The sequence below is a fragment of the Micromonospora sp. CA-246542 genome, assembly GCF_050942905.1.
Lineage (GTDB): Bacteria > Actinomycetota > Actinomycetes > Mycobacteriales > Micromonosporaceae > Micromonospora.
Map to the genome: position 1 here is coordinate 6,472,283 of NZ_CP192040.1, position 18,638 is coordinate 6,490,920.

17 protein-coding genes are annotated in these 18,638 nt (G+C 71.1%); 10 read left to right on the top strand and 7 right to left on the bottom strand.

Going from position 1 to position 18,638, the window contains the following annotated elements; translation table 11 throughout:
* Window positions 1-28: 28 nt before the first annotated feature.
* Both ACQP0N_RS30090 and ACQP0N_RS30095 read right to left on the bottom strand, forming a co-directional pair.
* On the bottom strand, window positions 29-712 hold the full coding sequence (locus tag ACQP0N_RS30090) for a response regulator transcription factor (RefSeq protein ID WP_039906992.1): 684 nt from the start codon (window positions 710-712) through the stop codon (window positions 29-31).
* 23 nt (window positions 713-735) lie between these two features.
* Window positions 736-2,016 carry a sensor histidine kinase gene (locus ACQP0N_RS30095; protein WP_433115774.1) on the bottom strand — a complete coding sequence of 427 codons (1,281 nt, stop codon included), beginning with the start codon at window positions 2,014-2,016 and terminating at the stop codon, window positions 736-738.
* A gap of 203 nt (window positions 2,017-2,219) precedes the next feature.
* Between ACQP0N_RS30095 and phoU the strand changes: the two genes are divergently transcribed.
* On the top strand, window positions 2,220-2,873 hold the full coding sequence (phoU, locus tag ACQP0N_RS30100) for a phosphate signaling complex protein PhoU (protein WP_433121883.1): 654 nt from the start codon (window positions 2,220-2,222) through the stop codon (window positions 2,871-2,873).
* Window positions 2,874-2,923: 50 nt separating this feature from the next.
* Here the strand turns inward: phoU and ACQP0N_RS30105 are convergent, their stop codons facing one another.
* Window positions 2,924-3,691 carry a phosphoglyceromutase gene (locus tag ACQP0N_RS30105; protein WP_355050833.1) on the bottom strand — a complete coding sequence of 256 codons (768 nt, stop codon included), beginning with the start codon at window positions 3,689-3,691 and terminating at the stop codon, window positions 2,924-2,926.
* A 154-nt stretch (window positions 3,692-3,845) separates the two neighbouring features.
* Here ACQP0N_RS30105 and ACQP0N_RS30110 point away from each other — a divergent pair, with 154 nt between their 5' ends.
* Together ACQP0N_RS30110 and ACQP0N_RS30115 are read left to right on the top strand one after the other, a co-directional pair.
* On the top strand, window positions 3,846-5,123 hold the full coding sequence (locus ACQP0N_RS30110) for an MDR family MFS transporter (protein ID WP_433115775.1): 1,278 nt from the start codon (window positions 3,846-3,848) through the stop codon (window positions 5,121-5,123).
* A 78-nt stretch (window positions 5,124-5,201) separates the two neighbouring features.
* Window positions 5,202-6,473, top strand: a complete 1,272-nt coding sequence (locus tag ACQP0N_RS30115; protein ID WP_433115777.1) for an MDR family MFS transporter — start codon at window positions 5,202-5,204, stop codon at window positions 6,471-6,473.
* 373 nt (window positions 6,474-6,846) lie between these two features.
* On the opposite strand, the gene ACQP0N_RS30120 is transcribed toward ACQP0N_RS30115, so the two are convergent.
* The 3 genes from ACQP0N_RS30120 to mshA form a co-directional block, all read right to left on the bottom strand.
* Entirely contained in the window at window positions 6,847-7,728 is an 882-nt protein-coding gene (locus ACQP0N_RS30120) for a hypothetical protein (protein WP_433121884.1), read from the bottom strand.
* A gap of 501 nt (window positions 7,729-8,229) precedes the next feature.
* Window positions 8,230-8,739, bottom strand: a complete 510-nt coding sequence (locus tag ACQP0N_RS30125; protein WP_433115779.1) for a YbjN domain-containing protein — start codon at window positions 8,737-8,739, stop codon at window positions 8,230-8,232.
* Window positions 8,740-8,794: 55 nt separating this feature from the next.
* Window positions 8,795-10,159 (bottom strand): D-inositol-3-phosphate glycosyltransferase, encoded by a 1,365-nt coding sequence (gene mshA, locus ACQP0N_RS30130; RefSeq protein ID WP_433115781.1) that lies wholly within the window; start codon window positions 10,157-10,159, stop codon window positions 8,795-8,797.
* A gap of 204 nt (window positions 10,160-10,363) precedes the next feature.
* Between mshA and ACQP0N_RS30135 the strand changes: the two genes are divergently transcribed.
* Both ACQP0N_RS30135 and ACQP0N_RS30140 read left to right on the top strand, forming a co-directional pair.
* Window positions 10,364-11,128, top strand: a complete 765-nt coding sequence (locus ACQP0N_RS30135; protein WP_433115783.1) for an SDR family oxidoreductase — start codon at window positions 10,364-10,366, stop codon at window positions 11,126-11,128.
* A gap of 16 nt (window positions 11,129-11,144) precedes the next feature.
* The gene (locus tag ACQP0N_RS30140; RefSeq protein WP_433115785.1) at window positions 11,145-11,948 is read left to right on the top strand and encodes a class I SAM-dependent methyltransferase; all 804 of its coding nucleotides are present in this window, start codon (window positions 11,145-11,147) and stop codon (window positions 11,946-11,948) included.
* On the opposite strand, the gene ACQP0N_RS30145 is transcribed toward ACQP0N_RS30140, so the two are convergent.
* Window positions 11,932-12,933 carry a UDP-N-acetylmuramate dehydrogenase gene (locus ACQP0N_RS30145; RefSeq protein WP_433121885.1) on the bottom strand — a complete coding sequence of 334 codons (1,002 nt, stop codon included), beginning with the start codon at window positions 12,931-12,933 and terminating at the stop codon, window positions 11,932-11,934. The genes ACQP0N_RS30140 and ACQP0N_RS30145 overlap by 17 nt on opposite strands.
* A 150-nt stretch (window positions 12,934-13,083) precedes the next feature.
* Here ACQP0N_RS30145 and ACQP0N_RS30150 point away from each other — a divergent pair, with 150 nt between their 5' ends.
* From ACQP0N_RS30150 to ACQP0N_RS30170, 5 genes are all read left to right on the top strand, one after another.
* Window positions 13,084-13,842, top strand: coding sequence for a maleylpyruvate isomerase family mycothiol-dependent enzyme (locus ACQP0N_RS30150; protein WP_433115787.1), 759 nt, complete (start codon window positions 13,084-13,086; stop codon window positions 13,840-13,842).
* A 181-nt stretch (window positions 13,843-14,023) separates the two neighbouring features.
* Complete coding sequence (locus ACQP0N_RS30155) at window positions 14,024-15,331, top strand: ABC transporter substrate-binding protein (RefSeq protein ID WP_433115788.1); 1,308 nt, start codon at window positions 14,024-14,026, stop codon at window positions 15,329-15,331.
* Window positions 15,332-15,401: 70 nt separating this feature from the next.
* Window positions 15,402-16,418 carry a carbohydrate ABC transporter permease gene (locus ACQP0N_RS30160; RefSeq protein WP_433115790.1) on the top strand — a complete coding sequence of 339 codons (1,017 nt, stop codon included), beginning with the start codon at window positions 15,402-15,404 and terminating at the stop codon, window positions 16,416-16,418.
* A complete protein-coding gene (locus tag ACQP0N_RS30165) occupies window positions 16,415-17,248 on the top strand; it encodes a carbohydrate ABC transporter permease (RefSeq protein ID WP_355050844.1) in 834 nt (277 codons plus the stop codon). Before ACQP0N_RS30160 ends, ACQP0N_RS30165 begins: the two co-directional genes overlap by 4 nt.
* Complete coding sequence (locus ACQP0N_RS30170) at window positions 17,245-18,624, top strand: GH1 family beta-glucosidase (RefSeq protein WP_433115792.1); 1,380 nt, start codon at window positions 17,245-17,247, stop codon at window positions 18,622-18,624. The genes ACQP0N_RS30165 and ACQP0N_RS30170 overlap by 4 nt, the downstream gene beginning before the upstream one ends.
* The last annotated feature ends 14 nt before the right edge of the window (window positions 18,625-18,638 follow it).

Here is an 18,638-nt window from a genome sequence, read left to right on the forward strand (position 1 = left end):
GAGCGTGGACCCCCTTCGGATCGGCCGATCACGGCTCGAACTTGTAGCCCAGACCCCGCACGGTGACGATGAAACGCGGCGCCGACGGCTCCGGCTCGATCTTGGAACGCAGCCGCTTCACGTGCACGTCCAGCGTCTTGGTGTCACCGACGTAGTCGGCGCCCCACACCCGGTCGATGAGCTGGCCCCGGGTCAACACCCGGCCCGCGTTGCGGAGCAGCAGCTCCAGCAACTCGAACTCCTTGAGCGGCAGCTGCACGGCCCCGCCCTCGACCGTCACGACGTGCCGCTCGATGTCCATCCGCACCGGGCCGGCGGCCAGCGTCGGAGCGCCCGCCTCGGCGACCTCCGGGCTCTGCCGCCGCAGCACCGCCCGGATGCGGGCGACCAACTCCCGAGGGGAGTACGGCTTGGTGACGTAGTCGTCGGCGCCGATCTCCAGGCCGACCACCTTGTCGATCTCGCTGTCCCGCGCGGTGACCATGATGATCGGCACGGCCGAGCGCTGCCGCAGCTGCCGGCACACCTCGGTCCCCGACATCTCGGGCAACATCAGGTCGAGCAGCACGATGTCGGCGCCGGTTCGGTCGAACTCGGTGAGGGCGTCGGTTCCGGTCGCGGCGACCGATACCTCGAAGCCCTCCTTACGGAGCATGTACGACAGGGCGTCGGAGAACGACTCCTCGTCCTCGACCACCAGAACGCGGCTCAAGGGGGATTTCCTTTCCATTGCTGTCAGACCTGCCGTAGCTCGGCCGGACCGGCCTCGATCCCAGCCGGCGGCAGTGTCGCCAGGAGGTCGTCCGGTGGGCTGGCGGGCAACCGGAGGGTGAACGTCGACCCACCACCAAGGGTGCTCGACACCTCCACCCGACCGCCATGGTTGCTCGCGATGTGTTTCACGATGGCCAGCCCGAGCCCGGTGCCACCGGTGGCACGTGAGCGGGCCTGGTCGGCCCGGTAGAAGCGCTCGAAGATCCGGTCCACGTCCGTCGGGGCGATGCCGATGCCCTGGTCGGCGACCGCGACCTCGACATGCTCGTCGTCACCGCGGAGGGTGACCCGCACGGTGGTGTCCTCGCCGGAGTAGTTGATGGCGTTCTCGACCAGGTTCGCCACTGCCGTGGCGAGCTGACTGTCGCTGCCGTAGGCGGTGAGGCCACGCGCGCCGTCGACCGTCACCTCGACGCCCCGCGCGGCAGCCGTGGTCCGGGTGCGGTCGACCACCTCGGCGATCACCCAGTCGAGCGCGACCGGCTCCGGCGGCGGCTGCGGCTCGGCGCCCTGGAGCCGGGTCAGCTCCAGCAACTCCTGCACCAGCCGGCCCAGCCGGGTGGACTCGTGCTGGATCCGTTCGGCGAACCGGCGGGCGGCGACCAGGTCCTCGGAGAGGTCGGGCGCCGCGGCGTCGGCCGGCTCGGTGGCGTCCAGCAGCGCCTCGGCGAGCAGTTGCAGCGCCCCGATCGGGGTCTTCAGCTCGTGACTGACGTTCGCCACGAAGTCGCGCCGGACCCGGGTCAGCCGGTGTGACTCGGTCACGTCGACGGCCTCGACGGCGATGAAGCCGTTCCCGAGACCCATGGCCCGCAGGTGCACGCCCAGCGGGTTCTCCCCCGCGCTGTCGCGGCCTCGGGGCAGATCCAGCTCGATCTCGCGCCGCACGCCGGTGCGCCGCACCTGACCAGCGAGGGTACGGATCAACGGGTGCGCGGCGATCGAACCCGGTGTGCTGCCGGTGCGTAGGAGCCCCATGGCCCGGGCGGCCGGATTGATCAGGACAGGGGTGTCGTCGTCGTCCAGTACCACGACACCGGCCCGGAGCGAGTCGATCGTCCGACGGCCGAGCCCGGCCTGCTGCTCGTCGGCTATCGCGGGCCTCCCAGTGCTCCAGCGGGAGCTCGCGCTACCCGTCGACGTGGAGCCGCCGCGCGCCGGCAGGAACCGGGGCAGCAGGAGACCGACGACCACTCCGGCCGCCAACGCCACGGCCACCACGACCGCCACTGCCCACTCCACCCGGCGATCGTAGGGTCATTGTTAACCTGGCTACCACACAAAACTGGACGAATCACCCTCACTTCCGAAAGTGTTCACCCCCACGTCTGGCGTCGTTCACTCTGGTTCATCCGGGGTCCGTCAACGCCCCCTACCGTTGGCGTCGCACCTGCTCAACCCCTGCGCCGACACCCGTCGGCGGCGACCGACCACAGGACGTGATGATGCGCGACGAGTTCCGGGCCGACCTTCAGATCGTCAGCCAACTGCTGGTGGACATGGCCGAGGGCATCCGCGCCGCCATGCGCCAGGCCACCCGGGCCCTGCTCACCGCCGACCGGCAGGCCGCCGAGACGGTCATCGAGCGGGACGCCGAGATCGACGACCTCTACCGGCACGTCGAGGAGCGGGTGTGTGACCTGCTCGCCCGACAGGCGCCGGTCGCCTCCGACCTCCGGGCGATGATCACCGCGCTGCACGTGGCGGCCGATCTGGAGCGGATGGGTGACCTCGCCGAGCACGTGGCGAAGACCGCGCTGCGCCGGCACCCCTCCCCGGCCGTTCCGGCCGAGCTGCGAACGGTCTTCACCGAGATGTCCGACATCGCCGACCGGATGGCCGCGAAGATCGGTTCCGTACTGGCGAAGCCCGACGTCGACCTCGCCGCCGAGTTGGACCGCGACGACGACGCCATGGACGAGCTGCACAAGAGCCTGTTCGCGGTGCTGCTCGGCGACGACTGGCCGTACGGGGTGGAGACCGCGATCGACGCCACCCTGCTGGGCCGCTTCTACGAGCGCTTCGCCGACCACGCGGTGAACGCCGGCGAGCACGTGATCTACCTGATCACCGGGGAGAACAGCCCGGCCGCCAGCTGACGTACAAGGAAAGGGGCCCCCGCACCGCGCGGGGGCCCCTTTCCTTGTGCTCAACGGCCCTGGTTGGCGACCGCGGCGGCGGCTTCCTTCGCTGCCGTCGGGTCGAGGTAGGTGCCGCCCAGGGTGAGCGGGCGCAGCTGCGGGTCGAGGTCGTAGCGCAGCGGGATGCCGGTCGGGATGTTGAGCTTGGCGATCGCCTCGTCGGAGATCTGGTCGAGGTGCTTCACGAGGGCGCGCAGCGAGTTGCCGTGCGCGGCCACCAGCACCGTACGGCCGGCCAGGATGTCGGGCACGATCGAGTCGTACCAGTACGGAAGCATCCGCTCGACGACGTCCTTGAGGCACTCGGTACGGGGCATCAGCTCGGTCGGCAGCAGCGCGTACCGCGGGTCACCCACCTGCGACCACTCGTCGTCGTCCGCGATGGGCGGCGGCGGGGTGTCGTACGACCGGCGCCAGAGCATGAACTGCTCCTCGCCGTACTCGTCAAGGGTCTGCTTCTTGTTCTTGCCCTGTAGGGCGCCGTAGTGGCGCTCGTTGAGCCGCCAGGACCGGCGCACGGCGATCCAGTTCCGGTCGGCGGCGTTGAGCGCCAGCTCGGCGGTGCGGATCGCCCGGCGCATCACGCTGGTGTGGACGACGTCCGGCAGCAGGCTGTGCTCGCGCAGCAGCTCGCCGCCCCGCCGTGCCTCGCCCTCGCCCTTCTCGGTCAGGTCGACGTCCACCCAGCCGGTGAAGAGGTTCTTGGCGTTCCAGTCACTCTCGCCGTGCCGCAGCAGGACCAGCGTCCCGACGGTGGGCCCCTCGCTCGCAGTCATGCGGATCATCCTGCCTCAACCCGGTTGCGGACACGCGGGCACCCGTCGTGACGACCACCACGTGAAAAAGCGGGTGACCTGCGATTCCGGCCGGCACTAGGGTTCGTAAGGCACGGTAGTCAGATCGGTCATTACTTGTAAGCGGGGGCACCACGTGCGGACGATGCGGAGCTGGTTCAGGGACACCACCGGGGGGCTACCCAGGACCTTCTGGTACCTGTGGTCCGGCACCCTGATCAACCGGCTCGGCTCGTTCGTCCTCGTGTTCCTCGCCATCTACCTGACTCAGGAACGTGGCTTCTCGCCGTCCCAGGCTGGCCTGGTGCTCGGTCTCTGGGGCGTCGGCGGCGCGGTCGGCACCACCGCGGGCGGGGCCCTCGCGGACCGGTGGGGCCGCCGGCCGACGCTGCTCACCGCGCATGTCGGCGCGGCGACCATGATGCTCGCCCTCGGGCTGGCCCGGGACCTCTGGGCGGTCGCGCTGGGCGCCCTGCTGCTCGGCATGTTCGCCGAGGCCGCCCGGCCGGCGTTCGGGGCCATGATGATCGACGTGGTGCCGGCGAGGGACCGGCTGCGCGCCTTCTCGCTCAACTACTGGGCCATCAACCTCGGCTTCGCCTGCGCCGCCATCCTCGCCGGCCTCGCCGCGCAGGCCGACTACCTGCTGCTGTTCGTGGTCGACGCGGGCACGATGCTGATCACCGCGTTGATCATCTTCGTCCGGGTGCCGGAGACACGCCACGGGGGATTTCCCGTCGCCGCCACCACGGCCCCGCGCGGCGCCCTGCGCGCGATCCTCACCGACCGGGTCTTTCTCGGCTTCGTGACGCTGAACCTGTTCGCCGCGCTGGTGTTCCTCCAGCACATCTCGATGCTGCCGATCGCCATGGGCGACTCCGGCCTGAGCCCGGCCACGTACGGCTCGGTGATCGCCCTCAACGGTCTCCTCATCGTCGTCGGCCAACTCTTCGTGCCCCGGCTGATCCGGGGGCGCAACCGCTCGCAGGTGCTCGCCGTCGCCGCCGTGGTGATGGGCGTCGGGTTCGGGCTGACCGCGTTCGCGGGCAGCGCCTGGTTCTACGGGCTGACCGTGTTGATCTGGACGGTCGGCGAGATGCTGAACTCGCCGTCGAACTCCACGCTGATCGCCGAGCTCTCCCCGGCCGAACTGCGCGGTCGGTACCAGGGTGTGTTCGGCCTCTCCTGGCAGATCGCCGGTGCGAGCGCGCCGATCCTGGGCGGTCTGGTGCGTGAGCACGTCGGCAACGCGGCGCTCTGGCTCGGCTGCGCCGCGATCGGCGTGTTGACGGCCGTGGCCCACCTGGCGTCCGGCCCCGCCCGCGAGCGGCGGGCCACCGCGCTGCGGCACGCCGCCGAGGTCGCGGCGCCGGTGGGCACCCGTTCGCCGCAGCCCGCCGAGGCCACCGTCTGAGTCCGGTACGACCACCGCGCGCAGGCCCGACTACCGTTCAGGAGAAACGGTTAAGAAACTGAACTGTCGGGAGGTCGCATGCACGCCCTGCGGCGCTGGTGGCAGGACACCGCAGGCGGCCTCCCCGGCGCATTCTGGTACCTCTGGGCAGGCCTGCTGATCAACCGCGCGGGCGCGTTCGCCATGCTCTTCCTGTCGCTCTACCTCACCGACGCCCGGGGTGCCAGCGCGGCGGTGGCCGGCGTCGTCGTCGGGGCGTACGGGGCCGGCGGGGCGGTCGGCGTGCTGTTCGGCGGCGTGCTGGCCGACCGGTGGGGTCGCCGGTCGACCCTGCTCGCCGCCCACCTGGCCACCGCCACCCTGATGGTGGCGCTGGCCTTCAGCCGTCCTCTGCCGCTGATCGCGGCGTTCGCCGCGCTGGTCGGCGTCGCGCACTCCATGCCCGGCCCGGCGCTCGTGGCGGCGATCGTCGACGTGGTGCCCGCAGAACGGCGCTCGCGCGCGTTCAACCTGGAGTTCTGGGCGTTGAACCTCGGCATGGCGGTCGCCTCGCTGCTCGCCGGGCTGGTGGCCGAGGCGAGCTTCACCGCGCTGTTCCTGGTCGACGCGGGCGCCACGCTGACCGCCGCCGCCGTCATCGGCTGGAAGGTGCCGGAGACCCTGCGGCGGCCCGCTCCTGTCGCCCTGACCAGCCACCCGAGCCCCGTCCGGCCCCGCCGACCGGGACTGCTCACCGTACTCAGCGACCGGATCTTCCTGGTCTTCGTCGGGCTCACCTTCGTGCTGGCCGTCCTCACCCTGCAGACCTCGACGATCATGCCGCTGGCGATGCGCGCGGACGGCCTCGGACCCTCGGCGTACGGCGTGGTCGTGGCGCTCGGCGGCGCGCTGATCGTGGTGGGGCAACTGTTCGTGCCCCGCCTGATCGACGGACGCCGCAAGGCCGTCGTCCTGGCCGCCTCCACCGCCCTGCTGGCGGTCGGCTTCGGAGTGCTCGCGGTCGCCGACCACCTGGCCGTCTACCTGGGAGCGGCGGTGGTCTGGACGGTTGGCTCGATGCTCGCCGCGCCGCCCAACGCGCAGATCAACGCGGATCTCGCGCCGCCGGACCTGCGCGCCCGGTACCAGTCGGTCTTCTACCTGACGTTTCCCGCGGCAGCCTTTGTCGCACCGATGCTGGGCGGGGTGAGCCTGCAGTACCTCGGTGACCGGCACTGGCTGATCGTGGGCGGGCTGGGCGTGCTGGCCGCCGTCGGCCACCTGCTGGCCGGGCCGCCCCGCGAGCGGCACGTCGACGCGCTGCGCCGGGCCGCCGACCGGGAGCCGGCAGACCGGGTCCCGACAAGCTGACCGTACGACGGCAAAACGCCCACCATGGCCCGAAGGTCATTGGTGGGCGTTCGCCGGCGTGGGGCCGGCGGCGGCGGGCAACACTCACCCCCGTAAGCATCGCCCGCTCACGCCGCCGGTCCAAACAGGTGGGCACCGTCCCCCAACGGTTGGTCCACCCGTCCCCTCGCACCTCGCCTGGTGCACGGATCTGATCGATCCGCCGCTCCCCCGAACGTTTCCAAGCGTGGCGCGGCCCAATAAAGCTAGTTCGGCCGGATTCTGGATTCAACCCAGACGGGCTGTCTCGCCGGTCACAACTGACGAGTATCCCCAGCTCTGGCCTCGGTCTCTGGCAACAGCCGGGTACCCGTCGAGCATTCCCGCAAACACCTCACCCGTCCTCACGATCGGGTGACTCGGTTCGGAAAAAGTTGCTCTGCCGACCGTCGCGCATCTGCTCCTGGTAGATCAGATTGAGCCGGCGCAGATCGAATGTGTGGAACCACTCATCCCAGGTGATCTCACGAATCCGGCTGCTTTCCCGATATCCGGGGATGTTGAAGGTCAGAACGCCGGCCCGACCCTCCCGTTCGGTACCCGCGATGGTCGCCGGCTTCGCGCCCCGCGCTCGCGCCCAGCGCTGGATCACCTCGTGATTCGCGGTGATCAGACTCCGCCCCGGCCGCTCCGGCCGATCGGCGATCGACGCGATCACCTGCGAGCTGCGGACCGACCGTCCGCTGCCCCGCCCGGTCCGGATCCCACCGGCCGCCGTACCCGTCGACCGGCTCGCCGTGGCCCGCTTCGCGGGAGCCGCGCGCTTGGCCGTGGCCCGCTTCGCGGGAGCCGCGCTCTTCGCCGTGGCCCGCTTCGCGGGGGCCGCGCGCTTGGCGGCCGGTCGGGCCGGCGCCTTCTTCGCGGGCGCCTTGCGCGCCGGCGCGGTACGAGCGGTCGCGGAGGTCCGGCGGGCCGCCGTCGACTTCGCCGCCGCCGCCGTCTTCTTCGCCGCCGTCTTCCGCGCCGGGGTAGTTCTCTTCGTGGCGGCCGTCTTCTTCGCGGCGGCTCGCTTCGCCGGGGCGCTCTTGTTCGCGGGCGCGGCCTTCGCGCGACTCGGCACCGCCCGCGCCGCCGACTTCTTCGTCGCGGCGGCCCGACCCGCCGACGCCCTGCTGCCGGACGCCCGGCCAGCCGGCCCGGTGCTGCGCCGACCTGCGCCACCGGCATCCGAACGCAGCGAGCGCACCAACTGTTTCACCAGGTCGGGCTTGCGCATGGCGGAGATACCGGAAACCCCGCGCTTGCGCAGTTGCCCGCGGATGTCGTCCACCCGCATCTGGGAGATCGCCGACTCCGAGACTCCCGGCGTACCCGGAGTCTGATTGCCGGCCTGTCGTTTGGTCCGGGTCGCAGTCCCGCCGCGACCTGAGCTGTTCCGCTGAGCCATGGGACGCTCCGCTCCTCGACACTCCGTCCTCGGCGCGCGGGGGTCCCTCTGCCGCACCGCGCGCCGCGGCATACCCACCAGGAACGGCCCGAATCCTCGGTCCGTCGACGCCGCTGCGACGACGGGTGGGTACGAGACCGGGGCCGCGCCCGCACCCGACGTGTCCTTTGCTCTGCTTCAACCCAGGCGACACTCGGAGCCCGCAGGTGTTGCCTGGATTGAAGCAGAGCAAAGGGGGCGACCCACCCTCCCGGCCCCGGACACCCGCCTGGTCAACCCGGCAGCATGGGCACCGGTTGCAGCGCGCGGCCCCGGTGAGGACCCGGGTTGTCAGGGCTGGCTGGGGTTGGACGGCTCGAAGAGGTGGGCGAAGGCTGCCAGGTTCGCGGTCGACTCGCCGCGCTTGACGCGCCATTCGTACTCGCGCCGGATCGAACTGCCGAAGCCGATCTCCAGCATCGTGTCGAAGGACTCGTCGGAGTAGGTGAGCACCGAGCCGAGCAGCCGGTCGAGTTCGTCGGCGTCCACGCCCGCCGGGTTGACCCGCCCGGTCAGGTAGACGTCGCCGGCCGCGTCGATGGAGAAGGAGACGCCGTACATCCGGGCGTTGCGCCGCAACAGCCACGCCCACAGCTCCTCGCGGCGCTCGTCGGGCTGGCGCATCACGAACGCCTCGATCCGTAGCGCGTGCTCGCCGACGATCAGGTTGCAGACCGTCTTGAGCTTGTGGGTGCCCGGCAGGGTCACCGCGTACGAGCCGGGACCGGTCGACTCCCAGGCCAGATCACGGTCGGCGCAGACCGACTCGATGAGGGTCTCAAGGTCGCTTCTCGGGCTCACCGGGCCCACTCTACGACCGACCCGGCGCACGCACGCGGGTGGCGAGCGCCCGGGGTCACCAGGTGCAGGAGAGCGCCGGGTCGCAGGCCAGGTCGGCGGCGAGCCGGGCCCGGCGGGCGGCGATCGCCTCGCCGTACACGTCGAGCAGGCCCGACACCGTACGGTCCCAGGAGAAGTGCTGCGCGTGCTGTGCGGCACCGCGGGACAGGGTGGCCCGCAGGGCGCTGTCCGGCAGCAGGCGACTCAGCGCGCGAGCCCAGTCCACCGGGTCGTGCCCGTCGATCAGCACCCCGCTGATGTGGTCCCGCACGGCGGTCACCAGGCCGCCGACGGCAGCGGCCAGCACCGGCGTACCGCAGGCCTGGGCCTCCAGGGCGACGAGCCCGAAGGATTCGTTGTGCGACGGCACCGCGACCAGATCGGCGGCCCGGTAAAGAGCTGGCAGGTCGTCCCCGGTGCGCGGCGGCAGGAAGACGACCCGGTCGGCGACGCCGAGCGTGGCGGCCAGCTCGATCAGGGCGGTCGGCCGGTCCAGGCCGCTGCCGCTGGGCCCGCCGCAGATCACCACGGTCACCTCGTCGGCCAGGGCGGGGTCACGCTCGCGCAACGCCGCGACGGCACGGATCAGCACGTCCGGCGCCTTGAGTGGTTGGATCCGACCGACGAAGGCCACCACGTACCCGTCGACCGGCAGCCCCAGCCGGCGGCGGGCGGCACGGGCCGCCAGGTGACGGTCGCCCGGCGCGGGGCGGAACCGGGCCAGGTCGACGCCCGGCTGCACGACGGTGACGTGGGCGGGGTCGGCGTCGTACCGCTCGACCAGGTCGCGGGCCTCCACGCGGGTGTTGGCGACCAGTTGGTCCGCCTCGGCGACCACCTGTTCCTCGCCGATCACCCGGGCCTTCGGTTCCGGCCGGTCGTCGGCCGCGAGCTGGGCGTTCTTGACCTTCGCGAGGGTGTGCGCGGTGTGCACGAGCGGCACGCCCCAGCGTTCCTTGGCCAGCCAGCCGACCTGGCCGGAGAGCCAGTAGTGGGAGTGGATGAGGTCGTAGTGCCCGGGCGGGCGGGACGCCTCGGCCCGCAGCACCCCGGCGGTGAAGGCGCAGAGCTGGCCGGGCAGCTCCTCCTTGGTCAGCCCTTCGAGCGGGCCGGACATGATGTGCCGAACCTGCACGCCGGGGGCCATCTCGACCACCGGGGGAAGGTCACCCGAGGTGGCCCGGGTGAAGATCTCCACCTCGACGTCGGCCTCGGCGAGCCGCCGGGCGACTTCCAGGATGTACACGTTCATCCCCCCGGCATCGCCCGTTCCGGGCTGGTGCAGGGGGGATGTGTGGACGGAGAGGGTGGCGATGCGGCGGGGCCGGGGCCACGGTCGGGCACCTCGCTGACGACCGACACCGGTGTGCAGTTCCGCCACGTCCGCTCCTTCAGTCACGGTTAATGCCGTCACGCACGACCGGCGCTTCTCGGTCAACCTGTACGCCGGATGTCATCTTCCCCATCGGGCAACGGAAATGCGTCGGCGCGGCCGCTCGGCGTGACGGACCTCATCACCGACACCCGCCGACACAGCCCGACGCCCGGTCGGGATCGGCGGTGCGGCGCGGGTGACAATGACCAGATGACCTCTGTCGCCATCGTCACCGGAGCGTCCAGCGGGATCGGCGCGGCCACCGCCCGCCGGCTCGCCGCCGAGGGCTTCCACGTACTCGCCGCCGCCCGCCGCGCCGACCGACTCGCCGATCTCGTCGCCGGGATCACCGCCGCTGGCGGGCAGGCAACCGCGGTGACCTGCGACGTCACCTCGGACGAGTCGGTGGCCGGGCTCGCCGAGGCCGCCGCGCAGGCGCCCGGGCCGGTCACCCTGCTGGTCAACAACGCCGGCGGCGCACGCGGCCTGGACCCGGTGGAGTCCGGCTCGCTCGACGACTGGCAGTGGATGTACGACGTGAACGTGCTCGGCACGCTGCGGGTGACCCAGGCGCTGCTGCCGGCGCTGGAGGCGTCCGGCTCGGGGACCATCGTGGTGGTCTCCTCCACGGCCGGGCTGACCGTGTACGAGGGTGGCGGCGGCTACACGGCGGCGAAGCACGCGCAGACGGCCATCGCCGGCACGCTCCGGCTGGAGCTGTGCGGCCGTCCGCTGCGGGTCATCGAGATCGACCCGGGGATGGTGCAGACCGAGGAGTTCGGGCTGGTCCGCTTCGGCGGGGACGCCGAGCGGGCCGCCGCCGTCTACGCCGGGGTCCCCGGGCCGCTGGTCGCCGAGGACGTGGCCGACTGCATCGCGTGGTGCGCCACCCGCCCCGAGCACGTGAACGTCGACCGGCTGGTGGTCCGGCCTCGTGCGCAGGCCGCACAGCACAAGGTGCACCGGGTCTCCTGACCCCGGGACCGGACGCATGAGCGGGGCTCCACGACGCCGGCCCCTCGGGGTGGTCACCCGGGGCACCACCAACCCGAACCGGCTCCGCCGGGTGGACAACTGGATCGTGGCGACCTGCGCCGACCGGCTGCGGGACGCGGCCGATCCGCTGGTGGTGGACCTGGGCTACGGCGCGACGCCGGTCACCGCAGTGGAGCTGCGGGCCCGGCTGGCGGCGGGGGTCCGTCGGGACGTACGCCTGGTCGGGCTGGAGATCGACCAGGCGCGGGTGGCCGCCGCGACGCCGGCCGCCGACCCGCCGGGCCTGACCTTCGCCCGGGGTGGCTTCGAGTTGGCCGGGCTCCGGCCGGTGCTGGTCCGCGCGTTCAACGTCCTGCGACAGTACGACGAGAGCGACGTGCACGAAGCCTGGCGCACGATGACCGCCGCGCTCGCCCCCGGTGGGGTGCTCGTCGAGGGCACCTGTGACGAGTTGGGCCGGCTGGCGAGCTGGCTGCTCCTCGACGCGGACGGTCCTCGGACGTTGACCCTGGCCGCGAAGCTCACCACGCTGGGCAGCCCCGCCGAGCTGGCCGAGCGGCTACCCAAGGCGCTGATCCACCGCAACGTTCCGGGCGAGGCGATCCATGACCTGATCGGGGCGTTCGAGGACGCCTGGCGGACCGCCGCCCCCTACGCCACGTTCGGCCCCCGCCAACGCTGGGTGCGCGCGGTGTCCCAGCTCAAGGCTGAGGGCTGGCCCGTTCTGTCCACCCCGCAACGGTGGCGTCAGGGCGAGCTGACCCTCCCCTGGCCCCCGGAGGCTAGAGGGCGCAGTTGACGAGGACTGGTTCGGGGTGCAGGGTCACGCCGAAGCGGGCGTGGACCTCGTCGCGGATGGTGTTGGCCAGCGTCAGCAGGTCGCCGGTGCTGGCGGTGCCGCTGCGGTTGGTCAGGGCGAGGGTGTGCTTGCTGGAGATGGCGACGCCGCCGGGGCCGGGGTGGCCCTTGGTGAAGCCCGCCTTGTCGATCAGCCAGGCCGCGCTCACCTTGACCAGGCCGTCCGCCCCGGGCCAGGAGGGCGGGTCGCCCAGGTCGACGGAGCGTTCCAGGAGTTGTTCGTACGTCGCCCGGTCGAGGACCGGGTTGGTGAAGAAGGAGCCGACCGAGCGGGTGTCCGGGTCGGTGGCGTCGAGCACCATGCCCTTGCCGGCGCGCAGTCGCAGCACCGCCGCCCGGGCCTCGGCCAGCGGCACCTGGTCGCCCACCTCGACGCCGAGCGCCCGGGCCAGTTCCGCGTAGCGCACCGGGCCGGACAGCGGCGAGCGGGCGAGCCGGAAGTCGACCGAGAGGACGATCCAGCGGTCCTGGTACTTGAAGATGCTGCCCCGGTAGGCGAACCCGCACTCGGCGGCGGGAACGAGCTGGCGGGTGCCGTCGAGGCGGTCGTACACCTCGACGGCGGTGATCGTCTCGGCGACCTCCTGGCCGTACGCGCCGACGTTCTGGATCGGGGTGGCACCGGTCGAGCCGGGGATGCCGGACAGGCACTCCAGGCCGGCCCAGCCGTTGCGGACCGTGGCGGCGACCAGGTCGTCCCACGGCTCGCCGGCCTCGACACGGACGGTGACAGATTCGGCGTCCTCGGCGAGTACCCGCAGGCCGCCCGAGCGCACCAGCACGACCGTCCCGGGGAAGCCCTCGTCACCGATCACCACGTTGCTGCCGCCGGCCAGAACGAGGATCGGCTCGTCCGTGGCCTGGACCGCGTGGATGATCTCGTCGGCGCTGGTCGCGGCCACGATCCGCCCGGCGGGCCCGCCCATCCGTAGCGTGGTGTAGCCGGCCAGTGGACCCGGAATGGCACGATCGGCTTCGGTTGTCGGCTGGGCGTAGGCGTCTGACACGTCTTTCACCTTAGGCTGATGGGCAGCCGTGGCACCTACTGGTGGCCCGGCACCCCCGGGAGGATGGCGATGAGCAGAGTGCAGGGCAGCAAGGATTTCTGGATTGGGGCACTCCGGGCCGAGGGTCCGGCGTTCGCCGCGGCGGTTGCCGAGGCACCGCCGGAGACACCCGTGCTGTCCTGTCCCGGCTGGACGGTCAATGATCTCACTCTGCACCTCGCGGGCATCTACCACTGGGTTTATTCGTTCGCCGGGTCGGGCAGCACCGAGGCGCCGCCCCGCCGGGACGCGTCCGAACTGCCGTCCGGCGTGAGCGCCCTCCAGCTCTGGCAGCACGGGTACGACCAGTTGATGACCCTGTTCGACGGGCTCGACCCGGAGGCGCCGGCGTGGAACTGGGCCCCGCAGCCGAAGAAGGCCGGTTTCTGGCCCCGCCGGATGGCGCACGAGACGGCGGTGCACCGCTGGGACGCCCAGCTCGCCATCGCGGCGGGTGAGCCGGTCGAGGCGAAGCTGGCCGCCGACGGGGTGAGCGAGGTGCTGGACACCTGGTTGCCGGCCGGCCGGCGGCAGGTGAAGGGTGACTGGCGCGGGGTGGTCCAGCTCGCGGCGACCGACGCGGATCAGGAGTGGTATCTGCGGCTGCGCGGCGAGGGGGTGGCGCTGCTCGACACGGCGACCATCTTCGACCACGACGACCATCACGCCCGCGCGCAGGTCAGCGGCACCGCGAGCGACCTGCTGCTGGCACTCTGGGGCCGGGTCAGCTTCGAGACGCTCGACGTCACGGGCGACCGCGCGCTGCTGGAGGGTCTGCGTACCGGCTGATCTCGCGCCACCGCACGCACCGAGGGCGTCACCCCCAACGGGGTGACGCCCTCGTCGTATATCGATGGACAGATTCGTGAGAGCGCTCTCTTGACAGGGTGCGAGAGACCCACCACGCTGGCGTGAGAGCGCTCTCTTGGCCTTCTACCACCACCTCATCACCCTGAGAGAGGTCCATACGATGGCTGTCCTTCCGCGCCGCCGCCTCGCCGCGGTGGCCCTCGCCGCAACAGCCGCCCTGCTCGTCACCGCCGGCTGCGGCGGCGGTGACGACGCCGAGGCGGACGGGCCGATCACGCTGACCGTCGACGTCTTCGGCCAGTTCGGCTACGACCAGCTCTACCAGGAGTACATGGCCGCGCACCCCGACGTGAAGATCGTCGAGCGGGGCACCGGCAGCAACCTCGACGAGTACTCGCCGAAGCTGACCCAGTGGCTCGCCGCCGGCCGGGGCGCCGGCGACATCGTGGCCATCGAGGAGGGTCTGCTCGTCGAGTACAAGGCGAATCCGAACAACTTCGTCAACCTGCTGGACCACGGCGCCGCCGACCTCAAGGGCAACTTCCTGGAGTGGAAGTGGAACGCCGGCCTGACCGCCGACGGCAAGCAGCTCATCGGCCTCGGCACCGACGTCGGCGGCATCGCCATGTGCTACCGCAAGGACCTCTTCGAAAAGGCCGGACTGCCCACCGAGCGGGACGAGGTGTCGAAGCTCTGGCCCACCTGGCAGGACTACATCGCCACCGGGGAGAAGTTCGTCGCGGCCAAGACCGGGGCGTCCTTCCTCGACGCGGCCACGAACACCTTCAACACGATCCTGTTGCAGACCGCCGGCAACAGCACCGGCTACAGCTACTACGACACCAGCGGCAACGTCGTGGTCGACAGCAACCCGGCCGTACGGCAGGCCTGGGACACCACCATGGACATCATCGACTCGGGCCTCTCCGGTAAGTACGGCTCGTGGTCCGAGGAGTGGGTGTCCGCCTTCAAGCAGACGAAGTTCGCCACCATCGCCTGCCCCGCGTGGATGACCGGGGTCATCGAGGGTAACGCCGGCCCGACCGCCAAGGGCAAGTGGGACATCGCCCGGGTGCCCGGCAATGGCGGCAACTGGGGTGGGTCGCACCTCGCCGTACCGAAGCAGAGCAAGCACCAGGCCGAGGCCATCGAGCTGGCCAAGTTCCTGACCAGCGCCAAGGGCCAGATCGGCGCGTTCAAGGCCAAGGGGCCGCTGCCGTCGTCGCCGCAGGCGCTCGACGACCCGGCGATCGCCCAGTCGACGAACGCGTACTTCTCCGGCGCGCCCGTCGGGTCCATCTTCGGCACCGGCGCGAAGAGCCTGAAGCCGGTCTACATGGGCCCCAAGAACCAGGCCGTGCGTACCGAGGTGGAGAACGCCGTACGCACCGTGGAGCTGGGCCAGCGCAGCCCCGCGCAGGGCTGGACGGACGCGGTGACCAACGCCAAGAAGGCCGCCGCCAAGTAGCCCGAGCCAGCGTGCGGGCGGGCGCCGGACCCCGGTTCCCGCCCGTACGACGGAAAGGAGTTTTCCGGGCATGACCGTCCAGCTCGACGCCCGTCCACCGGTCGCACCCGAGGCCGGACCCCACCGCCGATCGTCGGTTCTTCTCAGCCACCTCGACACCCGCTACTCGCCGTACCTCTACATCGCCCCGTTCTTCCTGCTCTTCGCGGTGTTCGGGGTCTACCCGCTGGCGTACACCTTCTGGGTCTCGCTGCACGACTGGGACCTGCTCGGCACCGACCATCCGTTCGTGGGCGCGGAGAACTACACCCGGCTGCTCGCCGACGTGGACTTCTGGCACGCGCTGGTCAACACGCTCGGCATCTTCGTCATCTCGACCGTGCCGCAGTTGCTCGCCGCGCTCTGGTTGGCCAACCTGCTGAACCGGGGCCTGCGGGGGCGTACCGGCTGGCGGATGGCGGTGCTCGTCCCCAACGTGACCTCCACGGCCGCCGTGGCGATCGTCTTCGGGGTGCTCTTCGGTCGCGAGTTCGGCATGGTCAACTGGCTGCTCGACCTGGTCGGGCTGGACGCGATCGAGTGGAAGTCCAACCGGATCGCATCCTGGGTCGCGATCTCCGCGATGGTCGACTGGCGATGGACCGGCTACAACGCGCTGATCCTCCTGGCCGCGATGCAGGCCATCCCCCGGGACCTCTACGAGGCGGCGGCGATCGACGGCGCGAGCCGGGCCCGACAGTTCTGGTCGGTCACCGTGCCACTGCTCAAACCGACGATCATCTTCTGCACCATCATCGCCACCATCGGCGGCCTTCAGCTCTTCACCGAGCCCCGGATGTTCCACTCCGGCACCAACCCGATCCGCGGCGGACCGCTCCGCGAGTCGCAGACCCTGACCATGTACATGTTCGAGAACGCCTTCGCGCCGCACTACAACTTCGGCTACGGCTCGGCGGTGGCGTGGCTGCTCTTCGCGCTCATCGCCCTCGTCGCGGCCGTCAACGTGCTGGTCCTGCGCCGCCTCGGCGCCACAGCCGGCACCGGCCGAAGCGGTACAGCCCGCACCGGCAGGAAGGGATCCCGATGAGCCGGCTCTGGCGGGCCAGCCCGCTCACCTACTTCGCCCTGGTCGGCGCCGCCGTCCTGTCGATCTTTCCGATCTGGTGGATGTTCGTCGTCGCCAGCCGCACCAGCGACGCGATGGGTCAACTGCCGCCGCCGATCACGCCGGGCAACAACCTGGGCGCGAACATCGCCCGGCTGTTCGACAACACCGACGCGTACTTCCTGACCGGCCTGATCAACTCGGTGATCGTGGCGACCACGGTCACCGTCTCGGTGGTGTTCTTCTCCAGCCTGGCCGGGTTCGCCTTCGCGAAGCTGCGCTTCCGGGGCCGCAACGCGCTGCTGCTGGTGATCATCGCGACCATGATGGTGCCGACGCAGCTCGGCGTGATCCCGCTCTACCTGCTCATGACGAAGTTGCAGTGGAACGACCGGCTGCCCGCGGTGATCGTTCCCGTGCTGGTCACCGGGTTCGGCGTGTTCATGATGCGGCAGTACGCCGGCCAGGCCATCAGCGACGAGCTGATCGAGGCCGCCCGGATGGACGGCTGCGGCACCGCGCGCATCTGGTGGCACGTCGTGCTGCCGGCGCTGCGCCCGGCCGCCGCCGTGCTCGGTCTGCTCACGTTCATGACCACCTGGAACGACTTCCTGTGGCCGTACGCTGTGTTGAACGACCCGGCCAATCCGACCGTTCAGCTCTCCCTGCGTGCGCTGTCCGACGGGTACTACCAGGACATGTCACAGGTGTTCACCGGCACGGCCATCGCGACGCTGCCCCTGTTGCTGGTCTTCGTGCTGTTCGGTCGCCAGATCATCGGCGGGATCATGGAAGGTGCGGTCAAGGCGTGAACGAGATCCGATTTCCCGAACACTTCCTCTGGGGGGCGGCCACCGCCGCATACCAGATCGAGGGCGCGGCTCGCGACGACGGTCGCGGTCCGTCCATCTGGGACACCTTCTGTCGTACGCCCGGAAAGGTCTACCAGGGCCACACCGGCGACGTCGCCTGCGACCACTACCACCGGTACGCCGACGACGTGGCGCTGATGGCCGAGCTGGGCCTGGCGGCGTACCGGTTCTCGGTCGCCTGGCCCCGGATCCAGCCCGACGGCAGCGGCCCGGTCAACCCGCGCGGGCTCGACTTCTACGACCGCCTCACCGACACCCTGCTCGCCCGGGGCATCGACCCGATCGTCACCCTCTACCACTGGGACCTGCCGCAGAGCCTCGAGGACCGGGGCGGCTGGACCAACCGGGAGACCGCCGAGCACTTCGCCACCTACGCCACCGCCGTCCACGCCCGCCTCGGCGACCGGATCGACACCTGGACCACCCTCAACGAGCCGTGGTGCTCGGCCTACCTCGGGTACGGCAACGGGGTGCACGCCCCGGGTGCGCGGGACGGGGCGGCCGCCTTCACCGCCGTACACCATCTGCTGTTGGCGCACGGCCTGGCCGCGCGGGCGCTGCGCGCGGCCGGCGCACGCAGCGTCGGCATCACCATCAACCCGGCGGACGTACGACCGGCCGACCCGCAGAGCGCGGCCGACGCCGCCGCCGTCCGGCTGGTCGACGGCCTGCACAACCGGATCTTCCTGGACCCGCTGCTGGCCGGTGGTTACCCCGACGACGTCCGCGAGCACGTGGCGCGCATCGTCGAGCCGACGTTCATCCACGACGGTGACGAGAAGCTGATCGCCGCCCCGATCGACCTGCTCGGGCTCAACTACTACGCGCCCACCTACGTGGCGGGGCGGCCGGACGGCGACGGTAACGGCGCGTACCCGGGCACCGAGGGCGCGGTGCACTTCCTGCCGCCCAGCGGGCCCCTCACCGACATGGGCTGGATGATCGAGCCGGCCGGGCTGACGCGGCTGCTGGAACGGATCGCCGCCGACTACCCGGGTGTGCCGCTGCTGATCACCGAGAACGGCGCGGCGTTCCCCGACAAGGCGGGCGCCGAGTCGTCCGAAGGGCGGGGGCAGGTGATCGACAACGACCGGATCGCCTACCTCGACGGGCACCTGCGGGCCGCCCACGAGGCGATCTCCCGGGGCGTTGATCTGCGCGGCTATCTCGTATGGTCATTGTTGGACAACTTCGAGTGGGCGGAGGGTTACCGCAAGCGGTTCGGGATCGTGCACGTCGACTACCTGACCCAGCGGCGCACACCGAAGGCCAGCGCCCGGTGGTACCAGGAGGTGATCTCCCGGAACGGGCTGTGACGAGCGGGGGACAG

What these genes read in the sequence shown, in the direction of transcription:
- ACQP0N_RS30115 (WP_433115777.1), top strand. Translation starts at nt 5,202, where the DNA reads ATGCACGCCCTGCGGCGCTGGTGGCAGGACACCGCAGGCGGCCTCCCC.
- phoU (WP_433121883.1), top strand. Translation starts at nt 2,220, where the DNA reads ATGCGCGACGAGTTCCGGGCCGACCTTCAGATCGTCAGCCAACTGCTG.
- ACQP0N_RS30105 (WP_355050833.1), bottom strand. Translation starts at nt 3,691, where the DNA reads ATGACTGCGAGCGAGGGGCCCACCGTCGGGACGCTGGTCCTGCTGCGG.
- ACQP0N_RS30145 (WP_433121885.1), bottom strand. Translation starts at nt 12,933, where the DNA reads ATGGGCGGGCCCGCCGGGCGGATCGTGGCCGCGACCAGCGCCGACGAG.
- ACQP0N_RS30160 (WP_433115790.1), top strand. Translation starts at nt 15,402, where the DNA reads ATGACCGTCCAGCTCGACGCCCGTCCACCGGTCGCACCCGAGGCCGGA.
- ACQP0N_RS30155 (WP_433115788.1), top strand. Translation starts at nt 14,024, where the DNA reads ATGGCTGTCCTTCCGCGCCGCCGCCTCGCCGCGGTGGCCCTCGCCGCA.
- ACQP0N_RS30140 (WP_433115785.1), top strand. Translation starts at nt 11,145, where the DNA reads ATGAGCGGGGCTCCACGACGCCGGCCCCTCGGGGTGGTCACCCGGGGC.
- ACQP0N_RS30165 (WP_355050844.1), top strand. Translation starts at nt 16,415, where the DNA reads ATGAGCCGGCTCTGGCGGGCCAGCCCGCTCACCTACTTCGCCCTGGTC.
- ACQP0N_RS30135 (WP_433115783.1), top strand. Translation starts at nt 10,364, where the DNA reads ATGACCTCTGTCGCCATCGTCACCGGAGCGTCCAGCGGGATCGGCGCG.
- ACQP0N_RS30150 (WP_433115787.1), top strand. Translation starts at nt 13,084, where the DNA reads ATGAGCAGAGTGCAGGGCAGCAAGGATTTCTGGATTGGGGCACTCCGG.
- ACQP0N_RS30120 (WP_433121884.1), bottom strand. Translation starts at nt 7,728, where the DNA reads ATGCGCAAGCCCGACCTGGTGAAACAGTTGGTGCGCTCGCTGCGTTCG.